This window comes from Parasphingorhabdus sp., assembly GCF_048269915.1.
GTDB lineage: Bacteria > Pseudomonadota > Alphaproteobacteria > Sphingomonadales > Sphingomonadaceae > Parasphingorhabdus.
Genome location: NZ_JBLWTY010000001.1, coordinates 633,761 through 652,899 on the forward strand (window position 1 = coordinate 633,761; position 19,139 = coordinate 652,899).

At 54.7% G+C, this 19,139-nt stretch carries 24 protein-coding genes; 11 read left to right on the forward strand and 13 right to left on the reverse strand.

Annotated features, from left to right (window positions below; translation table 11 throughout):
• The 11 genes from ACN0WX_RS02980 to ACN0WX_RS03030 form a co-directional block, all read right to left on the reverse strand.
• A complete protein-coding gene (locus ACN0WX_RS02980) occupies positions 1-507 on the reverse strand; it encodes an MmcB family DNA repair protein (protein WP_417620783.1) in 507 nt (168 codons plus the stop codon).
• 89 nt (positions 508-596) lie between these two features.
• Complete coding sequence (locus tag ACN0WX_RS02985) at positions 597-1,307, reverse strand: cell wall hydrolase (protein ID WP_417620784.1); 711 nt, start codon at positions 1,305-1,307, stop codon at positions 597-599.
• Between the two features lie 203 nt (positions 1,308-1,510).
• Positions 1,511-1,849 carry a DUF1491 family protein gene (locus tag ACN0WX_RS02990; RefSeq protein ID WP_417620785.1) on the reverse strand — a complete coding sequence of 113 codons (339 nt, stop codon included), beginning with the start codon at positions 1,847-1,849 and terminating at the stop codon, positions 1,511-1,513.
• Positions 1,842-2,321 carry a PaaI family thioesterase gene (locus ACN0WX_RS02995; RefSeq protein WP_417620786.1) on the reverse strand — a complete coding sequence of 160 codons (480 nt, stop codon included), beginning with the start codon at positions 2,319-2,321 and terminating at the stop codon, positions 1,842-1,844. The genes ACN0WX_RS02990 and ACN0WX_RS02995 overlap by 8 nt, the downstream gene beginning before the upstream one ends.
• Before the next feature lie 9 nt (positions 2,322-2,330).
• Positions 2,331-2,798: a PTS sugar transporter subunit IIA gene (locus ACN0WX_RS03000; protein WP_417620787.1), complete on the reverse strand. Its 468-nt coding sequence runs from the start codon at positions 2,796-2,798 to the stop codon at positions 2,331-2,333.
• Between the two features lie 129 nt (positions 2,799-2,927).
• On the reverse strand, positions 2,928-3,500 hold the full coding sequence (gene hpf / locus ACN0WX_RS03005) for a ribosome hibernation-promoting factor, HPF/YfiA family (RefSeq protein ID WP_417620788.1): 573 nt from the start codon (positions 3,498-3,500) through the stop codon (positions 2,928-2,930).
• A 47-nt stretch (positions 3,501-3,547) separates the two neighbouring features.
• Positions 3,548-4,246 (reverse strand): DNA polymerase III subunit epsilon, encoded by a 699-nt coding sequence (gene dnaQ / locus ACN0WX_RS03010; RefSeq protein WP_417620789.1) that lies wholly within the window; start codon positions 4,244-4,246, stop codon positions 3,548-3,550.
• Between the two features lie 27 nt (positions 4,247-4,273).
• Positions 4,274-4,882, reverse strand: coding sequence for a dephospho-CoA kinase (gene coaE / locus ACN0WX_RS03015; protein WP_417620790.1), 609 nt, complete (start codon positions 4,880-4,882; stop codon positions 4,274-4,276).
• Entirely contained in the window at positions 4,879-5,697 is an 819-nt protein-coding gene (aroE, locus tag ACN0WX_RS03020; RefSeq protein ID WP_417620791.1) for a shikimate dehydrogenase, read from the reverse strand. Before aroE ends, coaE begins: the two co-directional genes overlap by 4 nt.
• Positions 5,694-6,299 (reverse strand): Maf family protein, encoded by a 606-nt coding sequence (locus tag ACN0WX_RS03025; protein ID WP_417620792.1) that lies wholly within the window; start codon positions 6,297-6,299, stop codon positions 5,694-5,696. The genes aroE and ACN0WX_RS03025 overlap by 4 nt, the downstream gene beginning before the upstream one ends.
• Positions 6,292-7,137, reverse strand: coding sequence for a pyruvate, water dikinase regulatory protein (locus ACN0WX_RS03030; protein WP_417620793.1), 846 nt, complete (start codon positions 7,135-7,137; stop codon positions 6,292-6,294). The genes ACN0WX_RS03025 and ACN0WX_RS03030 overlap by 8 nt, the downstream gene beginning before the upstream one ends.
• Before the next feature lie 300 nt (positions 7,138-7,437).
• Here ACN0WX_RS03030 and hemE point away from each other — a divergent pair, with 300 nt between their 5' ends.
• From hemE to ACN0WX_RS03055, 5 genes are all read left to right on the forward strand, one after another.
• On the forward strand, positions 7,438-8,472 hold the full coding sequence (gene hemE, locus ACN0WX_RS03035) for a uroporphyrinogen decarboxylase (RefSeq protein ID WP_417620794.1): 1,035 nt from the start codon (positions 7,438-7,440) through the stop codon (positions 8,470-8,472).
• Positions 8,469-8,912: a CopD family protein gene (locus ACN0WX_RS03040; RefSeq protein ID WP_417620795.1), complete on the forward strand. Its 444-nt coding sequence runs from the start codon at positions 8,469-8,471 to the stop codon at positions 8,910-8,912. The genes hemE and ACN0WX_RS03040 overlap by 4 nt, the downstream gene beginning before the upstream one ends.
• Before the next feature lie 146 nt (positions 8,913-9,058).
• A complete protein-coding gene (rho, locus tag ACN0WX_RS03045; RefSeq protein ID WP_417620796.1) occupies positions 9,059-10,315 on the forward strand; it encodes a transcription termination factor Rho in 1,257 nt (418 codons plus the stop codon).
• Between the two features lie 224 nt (positions 10,316-10,539).
• The gene (locus tag ACN0WX_RS03050) at positions 10,540-11,265 is read left to right on the forward strand and encodes a YjbE family putative metal transport protein (protein ID WP_417620797.1); all 726 of its coding nucleotides are present in this window, start codon (positions 10,540-10,542) and stop codon (positions 11,263-11,265) included.
• Positions 11,265-11,801 carry an AAA family ATPase gene (locus tag ACN0WX_RS03055; RefSeq protein ID WP_417620798.1) on the forward strand — a complete coding sequence of 179 codons (537 nt, stop codon included), beginning with the start codon at positions 11,265-11,267 and terminating at the stop codon, positions 11,799-11,801. The genes ACN0WX_RS03050 and ACN0WX_RS03055 overlap by 1 nt, the downstream gene beginning before the upstream one ends.
• Here ACN0WX_RS03055 and ACN0WX_RS03060 read toward each other — a convergent pair.
• Together ACN0WX_RS03060 and ACN0WX_RS03065 are read right to left on the reverse strand one after the other, a co-directional pair.
• Entirely contained in the window at positions 11,798-12,199 is a 402-nt protein-coding gene (locus ACN0WX_RS03060) for a nuclear transport factor 2 family protein (protein WP_417620799.1), read from the reverse strand. The two genes, ACN0WX_RS03055 and ACN0WX_RS03060, sit on opposite strands and share 4 nt — an antisense overlap.
• Positions 12,196-12,894: a dienelactone hydrolase family protein gene (locus ACN0WX_RS03065; RefSeq protein WP_417620800.1), complete on the reverse strand. Its 699-nt coding sequence runs from the start codon at positions 12,892-12,894 to the stop codon at positions 12,196-12,198. Before ACN0WX_RS03065 ends, ACN0WX_RS03060 begins: the two co-directional genes overlap by 4 nt.
• 132 nt (positions 12,895-13,026) lie before the next feature.
• Here ACN0WX_RS03065 and ACN0WX_RS03070 point away from each other — a divergent pair, with 132 nt between their 5' ends.
• From ACN0WX_RS03070 to ACN0WX_RS03095, 6 genes are all read left to right on the forward strand, one after another.
• Entirely contained in the window at positions 13,027-13,299 is a 273-nt protein-coding gene (locus ACN0WX_RS03070; RefSeq protein WP_417620801.1) for a DUF6489 family protein, read from the forward strand.
• A gap of 18 nt (positions 13,300-13,317) precedes the next feature.
• The gene (mnmE, locus tag ACN0WX_RS03075) at positions 13,318-14,613 is read left to right on the forward strand and encodes a tRNA uridine-5-carboxymethylaminomethyl(34) synthesis GTPase MnmE (RefSeq protein ID WP_417620802.1); all 1,296 of its coding nucleotides are present in this window, start codon (positions 13,318-13,320) and stop codon (positions 14,611-14,613) included.
• A 74-nt stretch (positions 14,614-14,687) separates the two neighbouring features.
• Positions 14,688-16,553, forward strand: coding sequence for a tRNA uridine-5-carboxymethylaminomethyl(34) synthesis enzyme MnmG (gene mnmG / locus ACN0WX_RS03080; protein WP_417620803.1), 1,866 nt, complete (start codon positions 14,688-14,690; stop codon positions 16,551-16,553).
• Positions 16,550-17,167 carry a 16S rRNA (guanine(527)-N(7))-methyltransferase RsmG gene (rsmG, locus tag ACN0WX_RS03085; protein ID WP_417620804.1) on the forward strand — a complete coding sequence of 206 codons (618 nt, stop codon included), beginning with the start codon at positions 16,550-16,552 and terminating at the stop codon, positions 17,165-17,167. The genes mnmG and rsmG overlap by 4 nt, the downstream gene beginning before the upstream one ends.
• Positions 17,168-17,194: 27 nt before the next feature.
• Positions 17,195-17,977, forward strand: a complete 783-nt coding sequence (locus ACN0WX_RS03090) for a ParA family protein (protein WP_417620805.1) — start codon at positions 17,195-17,197, stop codon at positions 17,975-17,977.
• Positions 17,977-18,945 carry a ParB/RepB/Spo0J family partition protein gene (locus ACN0WX_RS03095; RefSeq protein ID WP_417620806.1) on the forward strand — a complete coding sequence of 323 codons (969 nt, stop codon included), beginning with the start codon at positions 17,977-17,979 and terminating at the stop codon, positions 18,943-18,945. Before ACN0WX_RS03090 ends, ACN0WX_RS03095 begins: the two co-directional genes overlap by 1 nt.
• Positions 18,946-19,139: the final 194 nt, after the last annotated feature.

Below are 19,139 nucleotides of genomic sequence, written 5' to 3' on the forward strand. Positions count from 1 at the left end.
CTAGCTTCTGGACTCGGGGAACATTGAGTCAGGACTGAGCCAGCCGCCAAAAATTGCTGCACGCTGCATGGCGCGACGAGCCAGTCGCATGGTTTCGGTCTTGCGACGTGCCGGGGCAAGCGCCTTGGTCGCAGCCGGACGGACCATCTCCGCATCATAGGCGTCAGCAATGATCAGGCCGGTGCGTTCCGGCAGGAAATCCGCTCCCTCGACCGGCGATGCATCAAACCCGACGGGAAGGGCCCAGTAAAAACGATCGCAATAATCCAGATATTCGATCCATTTGGCATCGCCGAGCAAATCGCTGCGCGCGACCTTGATTTCGACAATGACAATTTGTCCCTTGGCATCAATCCCCATCAGGTCTGCCCGTCGCCTGTTCCGCAAGCTGACTTCCGGCAACACCATGATATCATGCCGCTGGAACATCCGGGCGACGCCGCGCGCAACGGCCTGCGCACCGGTCAGGTCATCAGGCATAGTCAGCAAACCAAGCGAATCATCCATTGTTATCATCGCAACTGGCTAGAACATAAAAAGAACAAAATAAAGGCCCCCGTGAGGGAGCCTTCATATATTCGGTGATGTTAGGATCACTATTGATAAAAAATATGATTGTCGATCGTTGCCAGACGCTTCAGCCTCCAGCCCGGGGAAACATAGCGTGCATGAAAGAATAACGCCCCTTCAACCGAACTTTTCCAGCCATCGTTCATCGCGATCTTGGCAATCGCAACCGCATTGCGCCATTGGCGATGCCCGGTGTCGATACGGGGCATCTTGCCGCCGCGGATGAAAGAAAACTGACGGCGCTGGTACACAACACCACAGATCGAATCGGGAAAGCGGGAGGAAGCAACGCGCGCCAAAACCACGCGGGCCACAGCCAATTGTCCCTTCAGCGATTCGCTTTTGGATTCAAAATAGACGGTCCCGGCGAGACACTGCATTTCTGCATCCAATGAACCTTCTGCCGATTGCTGGCGAACCAGCTGACGCAGCGTGGTGGCACCGTCATCGATAAATTCACCGGTTTCGCTATATACGCGTTCCGCTTCGCCATTGGCAATCTTGTCCGATTCCACGACATCCTCGGGAATTTCAGCAACCACTTCTTGCTGCTCGGCAAAAACGATGGCGCGATTGGATTGATCTTCTTCCAGCAACGCCGGATCAACGAAAATCTCGGATTCCGGCGTATCATCATTGGCTTCCGATGCGAACAACGCATCGGTTGTGACGGACAGGGCCGCCACTGTAGTAAGAGCAAGCGACAGGGCGCTTGTAACTCGAAATAATTTTCTCATTAAACCTGTATTTTTATGCGGTGAGATCAGGGCGGTCTATTGATACTCGTTAAAACCACGCAAATGAGCCAAAAAACTATAAACCAAGCTCATTTCTGTTCTCCCCGTCTGCGTGTTTACCGCTTGTCCTTCCGGACGTCCCGAGCGGCAACCTGCGCATCAAAGTTGAGCGCCAAATATGGCTCTGGCTATTAAAGTCAAGTTTACTGACCCATTTGGGCGATGAGCCGTTCCGCATCCGGGATATCCAGTTCAATTAACCACATATCCGGATCAAAGCGGAATCGCTGCGCGATATAATCTGATAATTCCTTATTGTTATCAGTGGCTTGTGGCCATATCTGTTGCCAGTTAGGGGCACCATCAAGCGACGGCATATTCTCCAGAAGCCTAGAGTTCTCACCTTTTTCTACACATTGGATAAGGATGGAACCTGAGATTCGGTCGCCTTTTTTCAGAACAACCGCAAATCCGCCATTCTGATTAACCAATCGGAGAAGGGCATGGACCTTTATTTCCGCAGAAAGCCGCGGTTCAATCATCCTTTTTATAGCCGGGCAGCGACGCCAGCGGGATATGCGAGCGCATGAATGTTCCGGTCCCGCGTGCAATTTCCTCGCCGTCGGCGTCAATCAGCCGTGCGTCGGCGACAAAGACTCGGCGCTTGCCACTAACCCATCGGCCTTCCGCTCTGACCGGGCCGGACTTGAGAGGCTTCGTAAAAAGCAGATTAAACGCGGTCGTCAGGATGAACCGGTCCGAAACCAGGCTGTTGGTCGCATAAAAGGCTGCATCATCGAGCATCTTGAAATAAGCGGTCCCGTGCACCGCACCGGCCGCGTGATAATATCGCTCATCGACATCAAAAAATATGGTCGCGAGACCGGCATTGGTAATTTCGAGACGGGATTTGAACAGCTGGTTTATCGGAGCCGCTGCATAGAGCCTTTCCAACGCGCGGAAATGTTCCTGCGCTCCGCCGCCTTCCGATCCATTTGCGGGTTCTTCCGTCATCGTCAAAGATCAGGCAGCCTGCTGCTCGCGCCGCTTGTTCAGCAAGGCATAAAGGGCATCGGGTCCGGCCGCACCACGAAGTTTTGCGACCAAATGATCGTCCCGCAAGAATCGGGAAATAGCAGCCAGTGATTTTAAATGCTCAATTCCTCCTTTTTCAGGAGAAAGCAGAGCAAATATCAGATCGACAGGCTTGCCATCATGCGCATCAAAATTAATTGGTTCGGCAAGCCGGAGAAAAATGCCCACACAATGATCAAGTTCGGCCAATTTGGTATGCGGCACAGCGATCGCGCGGCCGAATCCAGTCGACCCCAGGGCCTCTCGATCCGCCAATCCCTTCGCTATCGTTTCGGCATCCAGACGATAACAGTCCTGCCCGATTCTGGCGATCGTCCGGAAAATATCATCCTTGCCGCAATCGCCAGGACAATCCCGAACGGCAGCGAGTTCCAATCGAACGGACAAAATACTCATCCTTCATTCCTCTTGTCCCGGCAGAACTCGGCCAAACCCTTATTCAGTCCAGAATTCGGTCATCGGAGCGCATCGGCTCGACCGCCAGAGACATATCATTAGCCGCCTATTTGCGGCGATGGGTCTCGATCAACTTTGCGGCTCAACCCATCCAATCGTGCCGTCTGAGCGGCGATAGACCATATTATGGGCGCCAGTGCCAGAGTTTTTGAACAATAAAGCGTTGGTATTGCGCAGATCCATCATCATAACCGCGTTTGATACGCTGGCTTCGGGAATGTTGGTGCTGGTCTCGGCAATGATCGGAGGAGACTCACCATTTGATTCATCCTCCTCTTCCTCTTCCGGCAAGTCAAATACCCGATAGGCTGCCTCTTCCTGTTTCGCGGCATATTGTGCCTGGACATGATGGTCATTGAGCCGGCGCATGTAACGGCGCAGCTGTTTTTCGATCTTGTCTGCGGCTTGTTCGAAAGCCTGATGGGCATCGCCAGCTTCTGCTTCCGCTTTCAGCATCAGTCCCTGCATCACATGAGTGACAATGTCGCATTTAAATTGCGCATGGGGTGCCTTGCCAAAAGTCGCATGGGCCGAAAGCGCCTTGGAAAAATATTTGTTGGCAATCGCATTCATCCGATCCTCAACATGGGTTTGCAACGCATCGCCAGTGTCAACCTGATGTCCTGAAACACGAACTTCCATATATATTCTCCTCTTCTTTCTGCACCGTTACGCAATGGGCGGTACAGTTACACTTTTGTCCAGAGAGCATCTTCTATGCCCTCGATAAATTTTTTGTGGCGGGCCAGCTCTTCGGCGCTCGCCAGGTGCTCACGGGCTTCTATGAATATTTTGCGCTCAACGGGTTGTGATATGGATTGCAGATCGGCTGCAATATTGTCCCGAGCCGTATCCTCCGCCAGTCCCAAACCAATCTGGCGACCACCGGTCAATTCGATGTACAGCTGAGTCAGCAATTCCGCGTCGAGCAGCGCACCATGTTTCACACGGTGACTGCGATCAATGCCATAGCGCGAGCATAAAGCATCAAGCGACAATTTGGCACCAGGATGTTTGGACTTGGCGATCGCCAGAGTGTCGACCATGCGAAACCGGGATATCTCCTGATACCCGCATAGAAGGAGCTCGGCGTTGAGAAAATTGAAATCAAACTGGGCATTATGGGCGACGAGCTTCGCGTCCCCCAGAAAATCCAGAAGTTCCTCTGCGCCGTCCGCGAACAGTTTTTTGTCAGATAAAAACACATCGGACAATCCGTGCACATTCTCGGCTGCCTTGGGCATCGGTCGTTGCGGATTATAATAGCAGTGGAAGCTTTGGCCGGTTTCGATTCGATCGATCATTTCAATACAACCGATCTCCACCATCCGGTCCCCATTTTGAGGGTCAAAGCCGGTGGTTTCGGTATCGAAAATTATTTCCCGCATAGACTCAATATCGGACCGAACTTTGGGTTACGCAAGGGAAGCTTTCAGTTTTTCGACAAGTTTTTGAACCTGCTGCCGCGTTTCGGCCTTCGGCAGGGATGTATCAATCACGGAATCGGCCCGCTGGCGCTTTTCCGCGTCCGGCATTTGGAGTGCCTTTATCTGCTCGAACCGCTCTTCGCTCATACCCGGACGGGCAAGCACGCGCGCGCGTTGCTCGTCTTCTCCCGCAGAAACCACCACGATATGGTCGATGCCCTTTTCGCCGGATTTTTCAAACAGCAGCGGAATATCGAAGAGGATCAGGGGCTGGTCGCGATGCTTTTCCAGAAAGGCGAGACGCATTTCGCCAACCGCTGGATGGATCAGCCGTTCGAGACGTTGCAAGGCTTCGGAATCACCGAGAACCGCTGCACCGAGCTTTTGACGGTTTACCCCGTCTGCATCCGTGCTGCCGGGAAACAAGGCTTCGATCGCATCGACCAGAGCGCCGCCCGGTCCCTGCAATTCGTGCACTGCCGCATCGGCATCGAACAGCGGGATACCTTCATCAACGAACATTTGCGCCACCGTGGATTTGCCCATGCCAATCGAACCGGTCAGGCCGATTATCAAGGGCTTGTTATGCTCCGTCATGCCAGCAGCAGCTTTCTCAGTTCGGCATCATCCTCCAGTGGCGGTGTGGCACCGAAAAATAATTCAAAGGCAAGTGCCGCCTGTCCGATCAGCATGTCCAGACCGTCGACAATTTCCAGTTCGCGCTGTTTGGCCGCCTTCAGAAGGCCCGTTTCAAGCGGTGCATAGACCAGATCATATACCAGGGCATCGTCCGGCAGCGGGTCGAGATCCAGCTCCAGCGGTGGCTTGCCCATCATCCCGAGCGGGCTGGCGTTGATCAGAATATCCACTGTCGGCAATCTGGCGTCCATTGGCAACACACTGCCCTTCACGGACGATTGCATCAGCAAGCCCGACGCTTTCAATCCATTGCGCGCGACGATGGTGATATCGGCAATCCCGGCCTGTTTCAGCGCGAATATCACCGCTCTTGCGGCACCGCCTGCTCCGATAATCACCGCCCGTTTGCCGGCCCAGTCCGCATCCGCAATCGGGGCCAGAAAACCGGCGGCATCGGTATTTGTGCCCGTGAGGCTGCCATCTTCCTGACGGAATATGGTGTTCATCGCACCAATTTTCTCCCGAACCCCGCCCGGATCATTCACCAGGTCCATGATTGCAATTTTATGCGGGATTGTCACATTGCAGCCGCGCCACGCCGGATCGGCGCTGCGCTGCGCGATATAGTCGGCCAGTTCGGAAGCCGCGACATGGCAGGCCCGATAGTCTGCCTTGATTCCCAGTCGATCGAGCCAGAATTTGTGGATCAGCGGAGACTTGCTCTGGGCAATGGGATCACCGATCACTTCGGCATAAGGCATATCTGTTGTCATGATGGTAAAATACCCCGGATACGAAGATAGTCGAGCAGGTGCAGTAATGGCAGTCCCATGATCGTGAACTGGCTGCCTGTGATGGCCGAGAAAAGCTGAACGCCGCGACCCTCGATTTCATAACAGCCGACGCAATGGCGGATATTGTCCCATTCCCGTTCGACATATTGTTCAATGAAGAAATCGCTCAATGGCCGAACAGAAAGAGTCGCAACATCGACGTGACGCCAAACCGGAGTGCCTTGTTCCGCAATCACAGCGGCGCTGAACAGCTTGTGCTTCCGGCCGGACAATAATTTCAGATGGGCAATGGCTTCGGCGGGATCCCCCGGCTTGTCGAGCATCATCCCGTCTTCCAGCGCCAGAACCTGATCCGCACCCAATATTATCGCGTTGCCAATCCGCCGTGACAACCGAACCGCCTTGGCCTCAGCCAGAATATCCGCGAGATTGCGAGCGGTAATACCTTCATCTTTCAGACCCTCTTTGAGCGCCTGTTCATCAACATTGGGGGAAACTGCCTCAACCACCACGCCAGCGGCTTGCAACATGGCACGCCGGGCCTGGCTTTTCGAGGCAAGCACCAGAGGCGGTTCACTCACCGCCCGGATCCTTCTTGCCATCACTGCTTCCCGCGTGCCGTTCATTGTAAAGATTCACAATAGCCGCAGCCGATTCCTCGATCGAGCGCCGTGTCACATCGATCATCGGCCAGCCATTGTCAGCGAACATACGCCGGGCATATTGGGTTTCGGCCTTGACTTTCTCTTCATCGACATAGTCGGTTTCCGGCGCCTGATTGAGTGAGAGCAAACGATTGCGCCTGACCTGCACCAACCGCGATGCTCCGGTGATCAGGCCGACAACCAGCGGATTTTTGAGATGGAACAACGAATCAGGCGGCGGCGATTCCGGTACGATCGGAATATTTGCTGTCTTGTAGCCCCGATTGGCCAAATAGATGGACGTTGGCGTTTTCGATGTCCGCGATACGCCGGCGAGTACGATATCCGCCTCTTCCCAGTTTTCCCATCCCACACCATCGTCATGGGCGATAGTGAATTGAATAGCCTCGACCCGGGCAAAATAAGCCGCATCCAATATATGTTGTCGGCCGGGCCGGGCCTTGGCTTCTTGTCCCAGCATGTTGGACAGCGCGTCAGTCACGGTATCAAGTGCCGGGACCGATGGCAGCCCCAGATGCCGGCACTCTCGCTCCAGCTTCGCCCTGATGTCGCGGTTGACGATGGTGAATATGACCAGCCCGGGATTGTCCGCAACCTCGGTCAATATCCGGTTGAGATGTTTTTCCGAGCGGACCATAGGCCAGAAATGCTTGATAATCTCGACACCATCAAACTGGGCTAAGGCTGCTTTGGCAATATTTTCCAGAGTCTCGCCGGTGGAATCCGAAAGCATGTGAAGGTGGAGCCTGTTCATCCTCTAAGCTTTGTGATTTCACGGGGGATAAAGCAAGGGATGAAAATGGGGATAACCGGACCCGGAATATTCTTCCCCGATTCCGGCAAATCCATCCACAGCGAACCAACATTGATCGATTTCATCAACAGCCTGTGGATAGCGGGGAGCAAGTTTCAGAATCGGTTCAATTTACGTTAGCACTCATCTGTCAATCTGTTTGTATTTGCGACGGTTGCGGGTTACCGCCTTTTCCACGCTCTATCATCAACATCAATCTAATATAATTACTAAGATAATATAATAGGTAGCCATCTTTCTATGCCGAACGAAAATGACTCACAGAAAATTCTGCTCCAGACCCTGCTCGGCAACAAGACCGATCAAACGCCGGTCTGGCTGATGCGTCAGGCAGGCCGCTATTTGCCGGAATATCGGGAATTGCGAGCGCAGAAAGGCGGATTTCTCGAACTTTGCTATGATGCTGAAGCTGCTGCAGAAGTGACATTGCAACCGATTGATCGTTTTGGTTTTGACGGCGCAATCCTGTTTTCTGACATTTTGATCGTGCCTCATGCGATGGGTCAAAAACTCTGGTTTGAGGCAGGAGAAGGCCCACGGCTGGCACCCAGGCTACTGGATGCGTCTTTGACGTCTCTGGAGAGCGCTCCTGAGCATTTTGAGGCCATATACGCGACGGTTCGTCGGGTTGCTGAACGGCTCGATGATAAAACAACCTTCATGGGCTTTGCAGGAAGCCCCTGGACGATCGCGACTTATATGGTCAACGGTCAGGGCAGCAAGGATCAGGCTGCGACCCGTCGCTTTGCCTATCAGGATGAAGCTGCTTTCGCCGAACTGATCGACGCGATTATAGAAAATACGGTAGAATATCTGCTTGGCCAGATCGAGGCGGGTGTGGATGCCGTGCAGTTGTTCGACAGCTGGGCAGGCTCGCTGTCCCCGGCGCAGTTTGAAAAATGGGTGATTGCACCCAATGCGGCAATTATTTCACGACTGAAGGCAGTGCATCCCGACTTGCCCATCATCGGCTTTCCCAAGGGCGCGGGTGCGAAACTAGTCGCTTATGCGCAGGAAACCGGAGCCAGCGCGATTGGTCTCGACGAAACCGTTGATCCTTTATGGGCTGATCAAAATCTGCCGAAGGACCTGCCTGTGCAAGGCAATCTCGATCCGTTGGCGCTGATCGCCGGAGGTTCGGCACTCGAACAATCTATCCGCAATATTCTCGATATTTTCAGCGACCGTCCGCATATTTTCAATCTGGGTCACGGGATTTTGCCTGACACACCCATTGAACATGTCGAAAAGCTGCTTACACTTGTGAGGCGATGAACGAATATCTGACCATGCTCTATCTCTGGCTCAAATCCGCACATCTTATTTTCGTGATCTTCTGGATGGCAGGTCTGTTCATGATGCCGCGCTTTTTCGTCTATCACCAGGAAACAGCGGTGGGTTCGGAAGAGGATGGCAAATGGATCGAGCGAGAGGGAAAATTGCGCAAGATCATTCTCAATCCGTCGCTGATCATTGTCTGGGTGGTCGGATTGCTGCTGGCTTATAATATCGGTGCGTTCAACCAGGGCTGGTTTCATGCCAAGCTGCTCGTCGTGCTGTTGCTGACCGGCTATCATGGCTGGATGATCTCCTACGTGAAGAAGCTGGCCAGGGGTGAACGGACGATGACCGACAAGACCTTGCGGATGGTTAACGAAGTGCCGGGCATAGCTGCGGCGATCATTGTCATCCTGGTGATTATCAAGCCGTTCTGATCGGCACTTGTTGACACGTAAATCACAAGGGCGTAATTAAACGCCAAAGCCCGTCCGGGCGTCTTTCCATGTGAAACCAAGACAGCGAAGAGCTGCACACATGTTAAATCTATATATAAACTCCTGACATATTTGGAAAAACTTCCATGCATTTGAAAGAATTAAAAGAAAAATCGCCCGCTGACCTTGTCTCGATGGCGGAAGAGCTGGGTGTCGAAGGTGCCTCCACCCTGCGCAAACAGGATCTGATGTTCGCCATCCTCAAGGAACTGGCGGACAATGACGAGCAGATCATGGGCGTCGGCACGATCGAAGTATTGACCGACGGATTTGGTTTCCTGCGCTCGCCGGATGCCAATTATCTCGCCGGTCCCGATGATATTTATGTGTCGCCCAACCAGGTCCGCAAATTCGGTCTGCGCACCGGTGACACGGTCGAAGGTGAAATCCGGGCACCACGCGATGGCGAGCGCTATTTTGCGCTGACCAAGCTGACCTCGATCAATTTCGATGATCCCGAGGCTGTGCGTCACCGGGTCAATTTCGACAATCTGACACCGCTCTATCCCGATGAAAAGCTCAAGCTCGACAGCCTCGACCCAACGGAAAAAGACAAGTCGGCGAGGGTGATCGATATTATCTCGCCGCAAGGCAAGGGCCAGCGAGCCCTGATCGTGGCACCGCCGCGGACCGGTAAAACCGTGCTGCTGCAGAATATTGCCAAGGCCATTACCGACAATCATCCGGAAGTCTATCTGCTGGTCTTGCTGATTGACGAACGGCCGGAAGAAGTCACCGATATGCAGCGTTCGGTGAAGGGCGAAGTAATCAGCTCGACCTTTGACGAACCGGCTACCCGCCACGTCCAGGTTGCCGAAATGGTGATCGAAAAGGCCAAGCGTCTGGTCGAGCACAAGCATGATGTTGTCATTCTGCTCGACTCGATTACCCGCCTCGGTCGGGCTTACAATACCGTGGTGCCAAGCTCCGGCAAGGTGCTGACCGGTGGTGTTGATGCCAATGCGCTGCAACGTCCGAAACGCTTCTTCGGTGCTGCGCGCAATATCGAGGAGGGCGGTTCGCTGTCGATCATTGCAACCGCGCTGATCGATACCGGCAGCCGCATGGACGAAGTGATTTTCGAGGAATTCAAGGGTACCGGCAACTCGGAAATCGTGCTCGATCGCAAGGTTGCCGACAAGCGTATCTTCCCGGCACTGGATGTCGGCAAATCGGGTACGCGCAAGGAAGAGCTGCTGGTCGAGGACGAGAAGCTCAAGAAAATGTGGGTGCTGCGCCGCATTCTCATGCAGATGGGCACAATCGACGCGATGGAATTCCTGCTCGACAAGATGAAGGATTCAAAATCCAACGACGATTTCTTTGACAGCATGAACCAATAGGCAGGCCGGGCCGTTGGTTGGTGCCTGGTCCGGTATTCGGTTCATCGAACTTCGGTTATTATCCGGAAAGCCGGAGCGATAGGGATTGTTGGCCAAATGGTGCCGGATAGAATCGCAACGCGCGGGTTTTCGCCAGTCCGAGCCTTGGCAGAGCTGGCGCGGCTTGCTTCACGCTTTCTATGATCCTATGCCTGCAATAACTTATTACGGACCCAGTATTTTCGATGATTGACCTGATCTCCATATTCTCCGCCGCAGCTGGCGGCCTCGGTTCGCCAGCGGATATCTGGCAGGCCATCCTGACCGATTTTTCCAAGATCGGGACGCCGGAAGCCATGGCCGCTTTCGGGCAGGTGATCCTGATCGATCTGGTTTTTGCCGCCGACAATGCGATTGTCGTTGGTGCGCTGGCCGCTGGTCTTCCGGCTGAGCAGCGGCGCAAGGTGATTCTGATCGGTATCGGGGCAGCCTTGATATTGCGTATATTATTCGCGTTGATCGTGGTGCAATTGTTGCAGATTGTCGGTCTGGTGCTTGCAGGGGGGTTGCTGCTCCTGTGGGTGGCATGGAATTTCTATCGCGAGATTTTCCACGAGGGAGAATCGAAAGGTTCGCCGGAAATCGAGGGCGACGAACATAGCGGTATAAAGGCCGGGAAAAGCTTCTGGGCTGCAGCTTGGGCGGTGATGGCAGCAGATGTGTCGATGAGTCTCGACAATGTTCTGGGCGTCGCCGGTGCCGCGCGCGAGCATCCTGGCATCCTGGTTATTGGCCTGCTGCTGTCGGTGGCCTTGATGGGATTGGCGGCAAATGTCATTGCGAAATATATCGAACGTTACAAGTGGATTGCCTATCTTGGTCTGGCTGTGATCGTCTACGTTGCCGGAAAGATGATTTATTCGGGCATGTTGGGTGACGAGCAGACGATCGGGGTATTGACGCTGTTTTGATGCCCAGATTTTCAGCTAATATTGCTGTAATTACGGGCGGACCTGGATCCGGAAAAACAACACTTTGCGACAAATTGTCTCGCGAAGGTTTGGCTATTGGATCAGAATCCGGGCGCGCCGTTCTGGCAAGAAAGAATGGACATGCGTTGCGGAGTCAAAATCCGCTCTCCTATGCTCTCGAAATCCTGAATCTCGATATCGCGAAATTCCAAAATGCTGCGACCTCTGATGACAGCTGGCTGTTTGACCGAGGTTTCCCCGACAATGCCGGATTTCTGAAATTGATGGGACTGCCAAGACCTAAGAAACTTGCAGACGCATGTCGAAATTATCGTTATGCGGGACCGGTGTTTGTCGCACCTCCGTGGCAAGAAATATACCATAGTGATCCGGATCGTATTCAGGACTGGCAGGAAGCGAAAGCGACATATTTTGCTGTCACGGAAGCATGGAACTCTTATGGTTATTCGCTAATAGAACTGCCCAAAGTCAGTGTCGAACAGCGTGCAATATTCGTTAAGGAGTGCTTGGCCTAACCCTTCATCTTCTCCAGCATCTTGCCCATTTCTTCCCAGACCTTGTTGATCGCCTTGAGCGGGCGGACCATGACCTTGAAATCCTGAATCTTGCCGTCGTCATTCCAGGTGATGATGTCGACTCCGTTGACGTGAATGCCGTCGAGGTCGAGCTCAAACTCCAACATGGCCATATTTTCATTCTCGTCGACGATTTCACGGACATAGCGGAAGCTTTCATTGCCCAGGACGACGTCGGCGGCGGACAGATAGGCGATAACGATCGGCGCGCCTTTTTGCGGCGTATGGACCACGGGCGAGTGGAAAACCGCATCGTCGGCAATCTGGTCGCTGAGACCAGTCTCGCTTTTCCTGGCCATATGGTCGTGCCAGATTTTCAGATTGGCTGCGGTGCTCATGCCAGATGCTTCGCGAAAAAGACTTCGGTCCGGCTGTCGGCGAGGTTGGCTGCTGCTTCGTTCCGGCGTTGGCCAAATTCGGCGGCAAAGCCGTGGTCGAGTCCTTCATAATCGTGCAAGGTCACCTTGGGATGGTCATCCAGCCCGGCGTGCATGGCGGCTTGCGCTTCAGCAGGGACAAAGCCGTCGGCGGTCGGGATATGCATCATCACTTCATGGGCAATCGCATGTTTTTCGCCGAGCAGGCCGTCGATACCCACGCCATAATAGCCGACCGAAGCCCGGATATCGGTACGACAGGCGGTCATGAAGGCGAGCCGGCCGCCGAGACAATAGCCGACGCAGCCAACTTTGTGATTGCCAATCGCGGTCTGGGCAAAGTGGATCGTGGCTTCGATGTCGCGAATGCCCTGATCCTGATCAAATTTGTTCATCAGATCGATTGCAGTCTGGAATTCTTCCTGCACATCGGCATCGAGCTCTGTGCCTTCGTTGATCCGCCAGAACAGGTCCGGTGCGATGGCGAGATAGCCCTTGCTGGCCCAGTGGTCACATTTGGCCCGGATGCCTTTATTGACTCCGAAAATCTCCTGGATGACGATAATTGCGGTGGTGGGCGTTCCTTCCGGCTTGGCAATATAGCAGGGAAATTCTGCATCTCCATTCAGGGTTTTCACTGGTTCCATCGTGCCCATCTTACAGCTCCTTTGCATCATCACTTGATTCTTTGGTCACAATATCCCCATATCAGCGTCAGGCAAGGTGGAACATCAACCTGTTGAGTGGGGAGGGGACTTCGCTTCAATGGTCAGATAGAGGACGTCAAAATGAAAGTTACCGTTGAACTGGACTGCACACCCGAAGAAGCACGTCGCCTGATCGGCTTGCCCGATGTCGGCAAACTCAACGAAAGCTATGTGAAGGAAATGTCCAAATTCCTGCAGGGCGCCAACTCGGTCGAACAGCTGCAGAATTTCACCAAGATTATCGCGCCGATGGGCGAGGCGGGGCTGAAGATGTTTTCGTCTTTTCTGACCGGTGCCATGGGCGCGTCCTCGGGTGGTGGTAAATCCGGGTCGGATCGGAAAAAGTCCGACTAGCCACCGCGATCTGCCAAAATGACCACCGATGATACCATTTTCGCTCTCTCCAGCGGCCAGCCGCCTGCGGCAATCGGGATCATCCGGATCAGCGGTGATCTGGCGGGGGAAGCGCTGCAATCCCTGAGCGGCAATTTACCAGAACCACGTGTCGGTGTTCTTAGAAATATCACCAATATGGTTAAAGATGAGTTGCTCGACCAGGCACTATGCTTGTGGTTTCCGGGCCCGAACAGCGCAACCGGAGAAGATCTTGCCGAGATTCACTGTCACGGCGGGCGGGCGGTAATCCGGGCAATCGAGGCGGCGCTGGAGCAGATGGACGGACTGCGGAGGGCCGAGCCGGGTGAGTTCACCCGGCGTGCCTTCATCCATGGCAAAATGGATCTGGCTGAGGCCGAAGGTCTGTCGGACCTGTTATTTGCCGAAACGGAATTGCAGCGCAAAGCTGCCGTTCGCACGGCGGGCGGCGCGCTGTCCCGCAAGATCGAGGACTGGCAGCAGCGAATCCTTCAACTGTCCGCACGGGTTGAGGCGGATCTGGATTTTTCCGATGAAGATGATGTGGCACCGGCGCAAAGCGAAAAGCTGCAGCAGGCCGCCGATCAACTGGCCAATGAAATATATATATTGCTGCAGCGCCCGCGGGCGGAAAAATTGCGGGACGGAATCAGGGTCGTGCTGGGCGGCCCGCCGAACAGCGGCAAGTCGACTTTGCTCAACGCTCTGGTCGATCGCGAAGCGGCGATCGTTTCGGATATCGCCGGAACCACGCGCGACGTGATCGAGGTTCCGGTTGCGCTGGGCGGGATACCATTTCTCTTTATCGATACGGCCGGCGTGCGCGAGAGTGGCGCCGAGACCATCGAGCAAATCGGGATTGACCGCGCGCGCCAGCAATTTGCCACAGCCGATATCATCCTGTGGCTGGGCGACGAGGGCCAGGGTCCGGACTCGGACAAGCTTGTCGAGGTCAGTTCGCGCTGTGACCATCCACAACACCGGCCGAAGGAATCTGACGCGATCACCATATCGCCGGTCAGCGGGCAGGGCATGGATGCGTTGGTTGATTTTCTGATCAAGCAGGCAAAGGATATTTTACCCGGCGCTGATCAGGTTTCTGTCAATGCGCGACAGGCGGACCATCTGGCCATCGCCTGCGCCAGTCTGGAAGCTATCGTGGGTGAGCCCGATTATCTGATCATCGCCGAGCATCTCCGCATGGCCCGCCAGGCGCTCGACGCCATTACCGGTCGGGCGAGCACCGAAGACATGCTCGACGGTCTGTTCGGAAAATTCTGTATCGGGAAATGATTGTTCCACGTGGAACAGCTTTCGCGCTACGGTAGATTTTGACCTGCAAACCCGCTTCGGCTATGGGCCGCAGCATGACGCGATCATTTGACATCATTGTGGTGGGCGGAGGCCATGCCGGTTGCGAGGCTGCGGCTGTTGCGGCCCGCATGGGCGTACCGACCGCATTGGTCAGCTTTTCGCGCGATAGTATCGGGGCGATGTCCTGCAACCCGGCAATTGGAGGGCTCGGCAAGGGCCATCTGGTGCGCGAGGTTGATGCGTTTGACGGATTGATCGGACGCGCCGCCGATGCGGCCGCGATTCACTATCGCATGCTGAATCTGTCCAAGGGAACCGCCGTGCAGGGGCCGCGGGTTCAGGCCGATCGCACGCTCTACAAAGCGGCGATCCACCGCATGCTCGATGCGCAGGATGAGCTGACCATTGTTGAAGGTGAAGTCGCTAGCCTGCTCCTCTCGGAAAACCGGATTTCAGGAATACGGCTTGCCGACGGTTCTGAGGTCATCGCGAAGGCCGTCATTTTGGCCACCGGAACATTCTTGAACGGCAAGCTGTTTCGCGGCGAAGAAACCGTTGCGGGCGGACGAACAGGGGAGGCCGCTTCGGTATCGCTTGGACAACAAATCCGCGATGCCGGACTACCGATAGCGCGTCTCAAAACCGGAACACCGCCGCGTCTCGATGGCCGGACGATCAATTGGGCGGCCTTACCCGAACAGCCCTCGGATGGCGAAGATTGGACGATGTCGCCGTTATCCAAAGGCCGGACAGTGCCGCAGATTTTCTGCGCCGTCAGCCGGACCACGGCAAAGACTCACGACATCATCCGCGGATCGCTCGATCGTTCGCCGCTGTTCAGCGGTGCAATTGATGCGCGGGGACCGCGTTATTGTCCGTCGATCGAGGACAAGATTCATCGCTTCGCCGACCGGGATTCGCATCAGGTGTTTCTGGAGCCTGAAGGCCTTGATACAAATCTCGTCTATCCGAACGGAATCAGCACATCGCTGCCTGCCGATGTGCAGCTGGATTTCGTGCGCACCATGGATGGTCTTGAGAAGGCGGAGATCGTGGTGCCCGGTTACGCGGTTGAATATGATCATATCGACCCCCGGGCTCTCGACCGTTCGCTAAAGATACGCGATCTCGAGGGGCTTTATTGCGCTGGACAGATCAATGGCACCACGGGCTATGAAGAAGCCGCCGCCCAGGGACTCATCGCCGGGATCGGTGCGGCCTGTGCAGTACAGGAAAAAGCGCTGCCAGCCATGGATCGTGGCACCAGCTATATGGCGGTGATGATCGACGATCTTGTGCTGCAAGGGGTCACAGAGCCCTATCGCATGCTTACCGCCCGCGCCGAATATCGGCTTCGCTTGCGGGCCGACAATGCGTCTACTCGTTTGACCCCTATGGCGATGACATTGGGATGCGTATCGGAGGAGAGGGCGGCTTGGTTTAGCGAGCGCCAGCGTTCGCGCGACGCGATCCTGAACGCGCTTGATGCTGTGCATTCCAGTGAAGCGCTGGTGAAGGCAGGGATTAATGTCCGACGTGACGGGACCAGGCAAAGCCTGTTCAACTGGCTGCGCTTCCCCAATATCTCAATCGCGTCATTGGAAGAATTGGAAACATCTTTGAAGTCTTGCGATCCGGCGCTGATGGCGGAAATCGAGGAGGATGCTCGCTATGCGCCCTATCTCGAACGTCAGGAATCGGAATTGCGTGACCTTCGCGCCAACGAGCAGGTCCGTCTTGGTGATGATCTAGATTATGGCGCTATCGCCGGGCTTTCCAATGAAATGGTCGAGCGTCTCGACATGGCGCGGCCGGAAACATTGGCCGCTGCGTCGCGGATCAGAGGGATAACCCCCGCTGCCCTGGCCGCCATATTGGTGCATGCCCGCCGCCGGGACAGCCGGAATTTGGCCGCATGACAGAAGAAGAGGCGCAGGCGTGGCTGCGCGCGGAATTTGATGTTTCACGTGAAACATGGCAGCGGCTTGAACTGTTCATATCCTTGCTCCGAGAGGAAATGCAGCATCAAAATCTGATTTCCAAGGCCAGTGCGGATAATTTATGGGCACGCCATATCGTTGATAGCGCCCAGCTATTGCGTCTGGCTCCGACCACAAAAAACAACGGCATATGGCTGGATCTCGGGACAGGGGCCGGCTTTCCGGGTATGGTGATTGCGATATTAAGTCGCTACCAAGTGCATATGGTGGAATCGCGGAAACGCCGCTGCATTTTTTTGAATCATGTGATCGATCAGACCGGCATCGGCGACCATGCTTTTGTCATTGCCGACCGACTGGAGAATATTGAAAGCTTTTCCGCTGATGTGATTAGCGCCCGCGCCTTTGCACCGCTGGATCGGCTCATCGCACTTTCGCACCGGTTTTCCACAGAAAATACGGTTTGGCTATTACCAAAGGGCAAAAATGCGGTAAGGGAGCTTAAAGGCCTGTCGCCAAAACGGCAAAAAATGTTCCACGTGGAACATAGTTTGACCGACCCGGATGCCGGAATATTGGTGGGAAAGGGCTAGAAACCTATTTTTAGGGTTGAGCTGAACATGGTGCGTATCGCAATAGCCAATCAAAAAGGCGGGGTCGGCAAGACAACAACAGCAATAAACATGGCTACAGCCTTGGCTGCAACTGGCTGGAAAGTGCTGCTAATTGATCTTGATCCGCAAGGAAACGCCTCTACCGGGCTTGGGCTTTCTCAGGGAGAGCGGATCAACAGCAGCTATGATCTGCTGATCAATGATGTGTCGCTCGCCGAATGTATCCATCAAACCCAGGTTCCGGGGCTGGAAATTGTTCCTGCTACCGTTGACTTGTCTGGTGCTGAAGTCGAGCTGGTCGAGTTTGAAGAGCGAACCCACCGTCTCAAAAAGGCCCTTGATGCCGCAGATAATGGGCATTGGGATATTTGTCTGATCGATTGTCCGCCGTCGCTCGGACTGTTGACGCTCAACGCCATGGTGGCGGTGGAATCCTTGCTGGTGCCGCTACAATGCGAGTTTTTTGCTCTCGAAGGTCTCAGCCAGTTGCTGCAAACCGTCGAACGCATTCGGGCTCGATTCAATCGTCAGCTTTCCGTCATGGGCGTCGTTCTGACCATGTATGATCGCCGCAACAAATTGACCGAACAGGTGTCGGACGATGTCCGGGCCTGTCTGGGTGATGTGGTTTTTGAAACCGTTATTCCCCGCAATGTCCGGCTTTCCGAAGCACCGAGTCACGGTCTTCCCGCGCTGATCTATGATTATCGCTGTACCGGGTCCGTCGCCTATATTGATCTCGCTCGCGAGCTGATCGCGCGACTGCCGGATAGAAAGGTCGCGGCGTGATGGCTGACGATGACGCATTGAATGAGAAGAATAGAAAACCGGCCAAGCGGGCAACCGGGCTCGGCAGGGGGCTGAATAGCCTGTTCGGAGATATCCAGCGGGAAGAGCCGATTGTAACCGATGGATCAGCCGAAACGGACGACGGTCGACCGGTACCGGCGTCGACGACGTCGGCGATTGATGGCCTGCGCTCTATTGCAGTTTCCGATATCCGGCCCAATCCCGATCAGCCGCGCCAGACCTTTGATACCAACGCGCTTGACGAGCTGGCTGAGAGCATGCGGCAACGGGGGGTGATACAGCCGATTGTTGTGCGACCGCATGGCAAGAATTTTCAGATTGTCGCTGGCGAGCGGCGGTGGCGGGCGGCCCAACGTGCCCGTTTGCACCAGATCCCGGCGGTTGTCCGCCATCTCAATGACGAAGAAACGCTTGAAATCGCGATTGTCGAGAATGTCCAGCGCAAGGACCTCAACGTCATCGAGGAAGCGGAAGCCTATGCCAAGCTCAGTCTGGATTTCGGGCATAGCCAGTCACGGTTGGCCGATATTGTCGGAAAATCGCGGAGCCACATCGCCAATTTGATGCGGTTGCTCGAATTGCCGAGCAGTGTGAAAGCGCTGGTTGTCGATGAAAAACTGTCGATGGGTCATGCCCGCGCATTGATCAATGCACCCCATGCAGAAGAACTGGCACCACAAATTGTCAAACAGGGATTGTCGGTACGCGATGTCGAGCGCCTGGTCCGAAAATCGCTGGCCGGCGACAAGCCCCAGTCGACAAAAAAACCGGCTCAGATGTCCGAAACAGATGCCGACATCCAGGCGCTGGAAACACATCTCGGTGATTTGCTTGGGCTTAGAGTCAATATCCATTCGAATGGGCAGGGTGGCGCCATGTCTATCGAATATGCCAATCTCGACCAACTCGACCTGATTTGTCAGCGCCTCACTGGCGAGCATATTTAAGCTTGAGTGAGCCGGCCGGGCCCGGCCGTTTCCGGCCGATTTCCACAACAAGAATGTTAAATAATCCTTTAAAATCAAGATCATATCATGACGTCATAGCGTCGGTCGTCGCAATCACGAAGGTCCCGCCAACCTTATTATGATCACCGCCATATTGATTCGGTTCGTCTCAAAAAGTCGTGCGGCGCAACTGG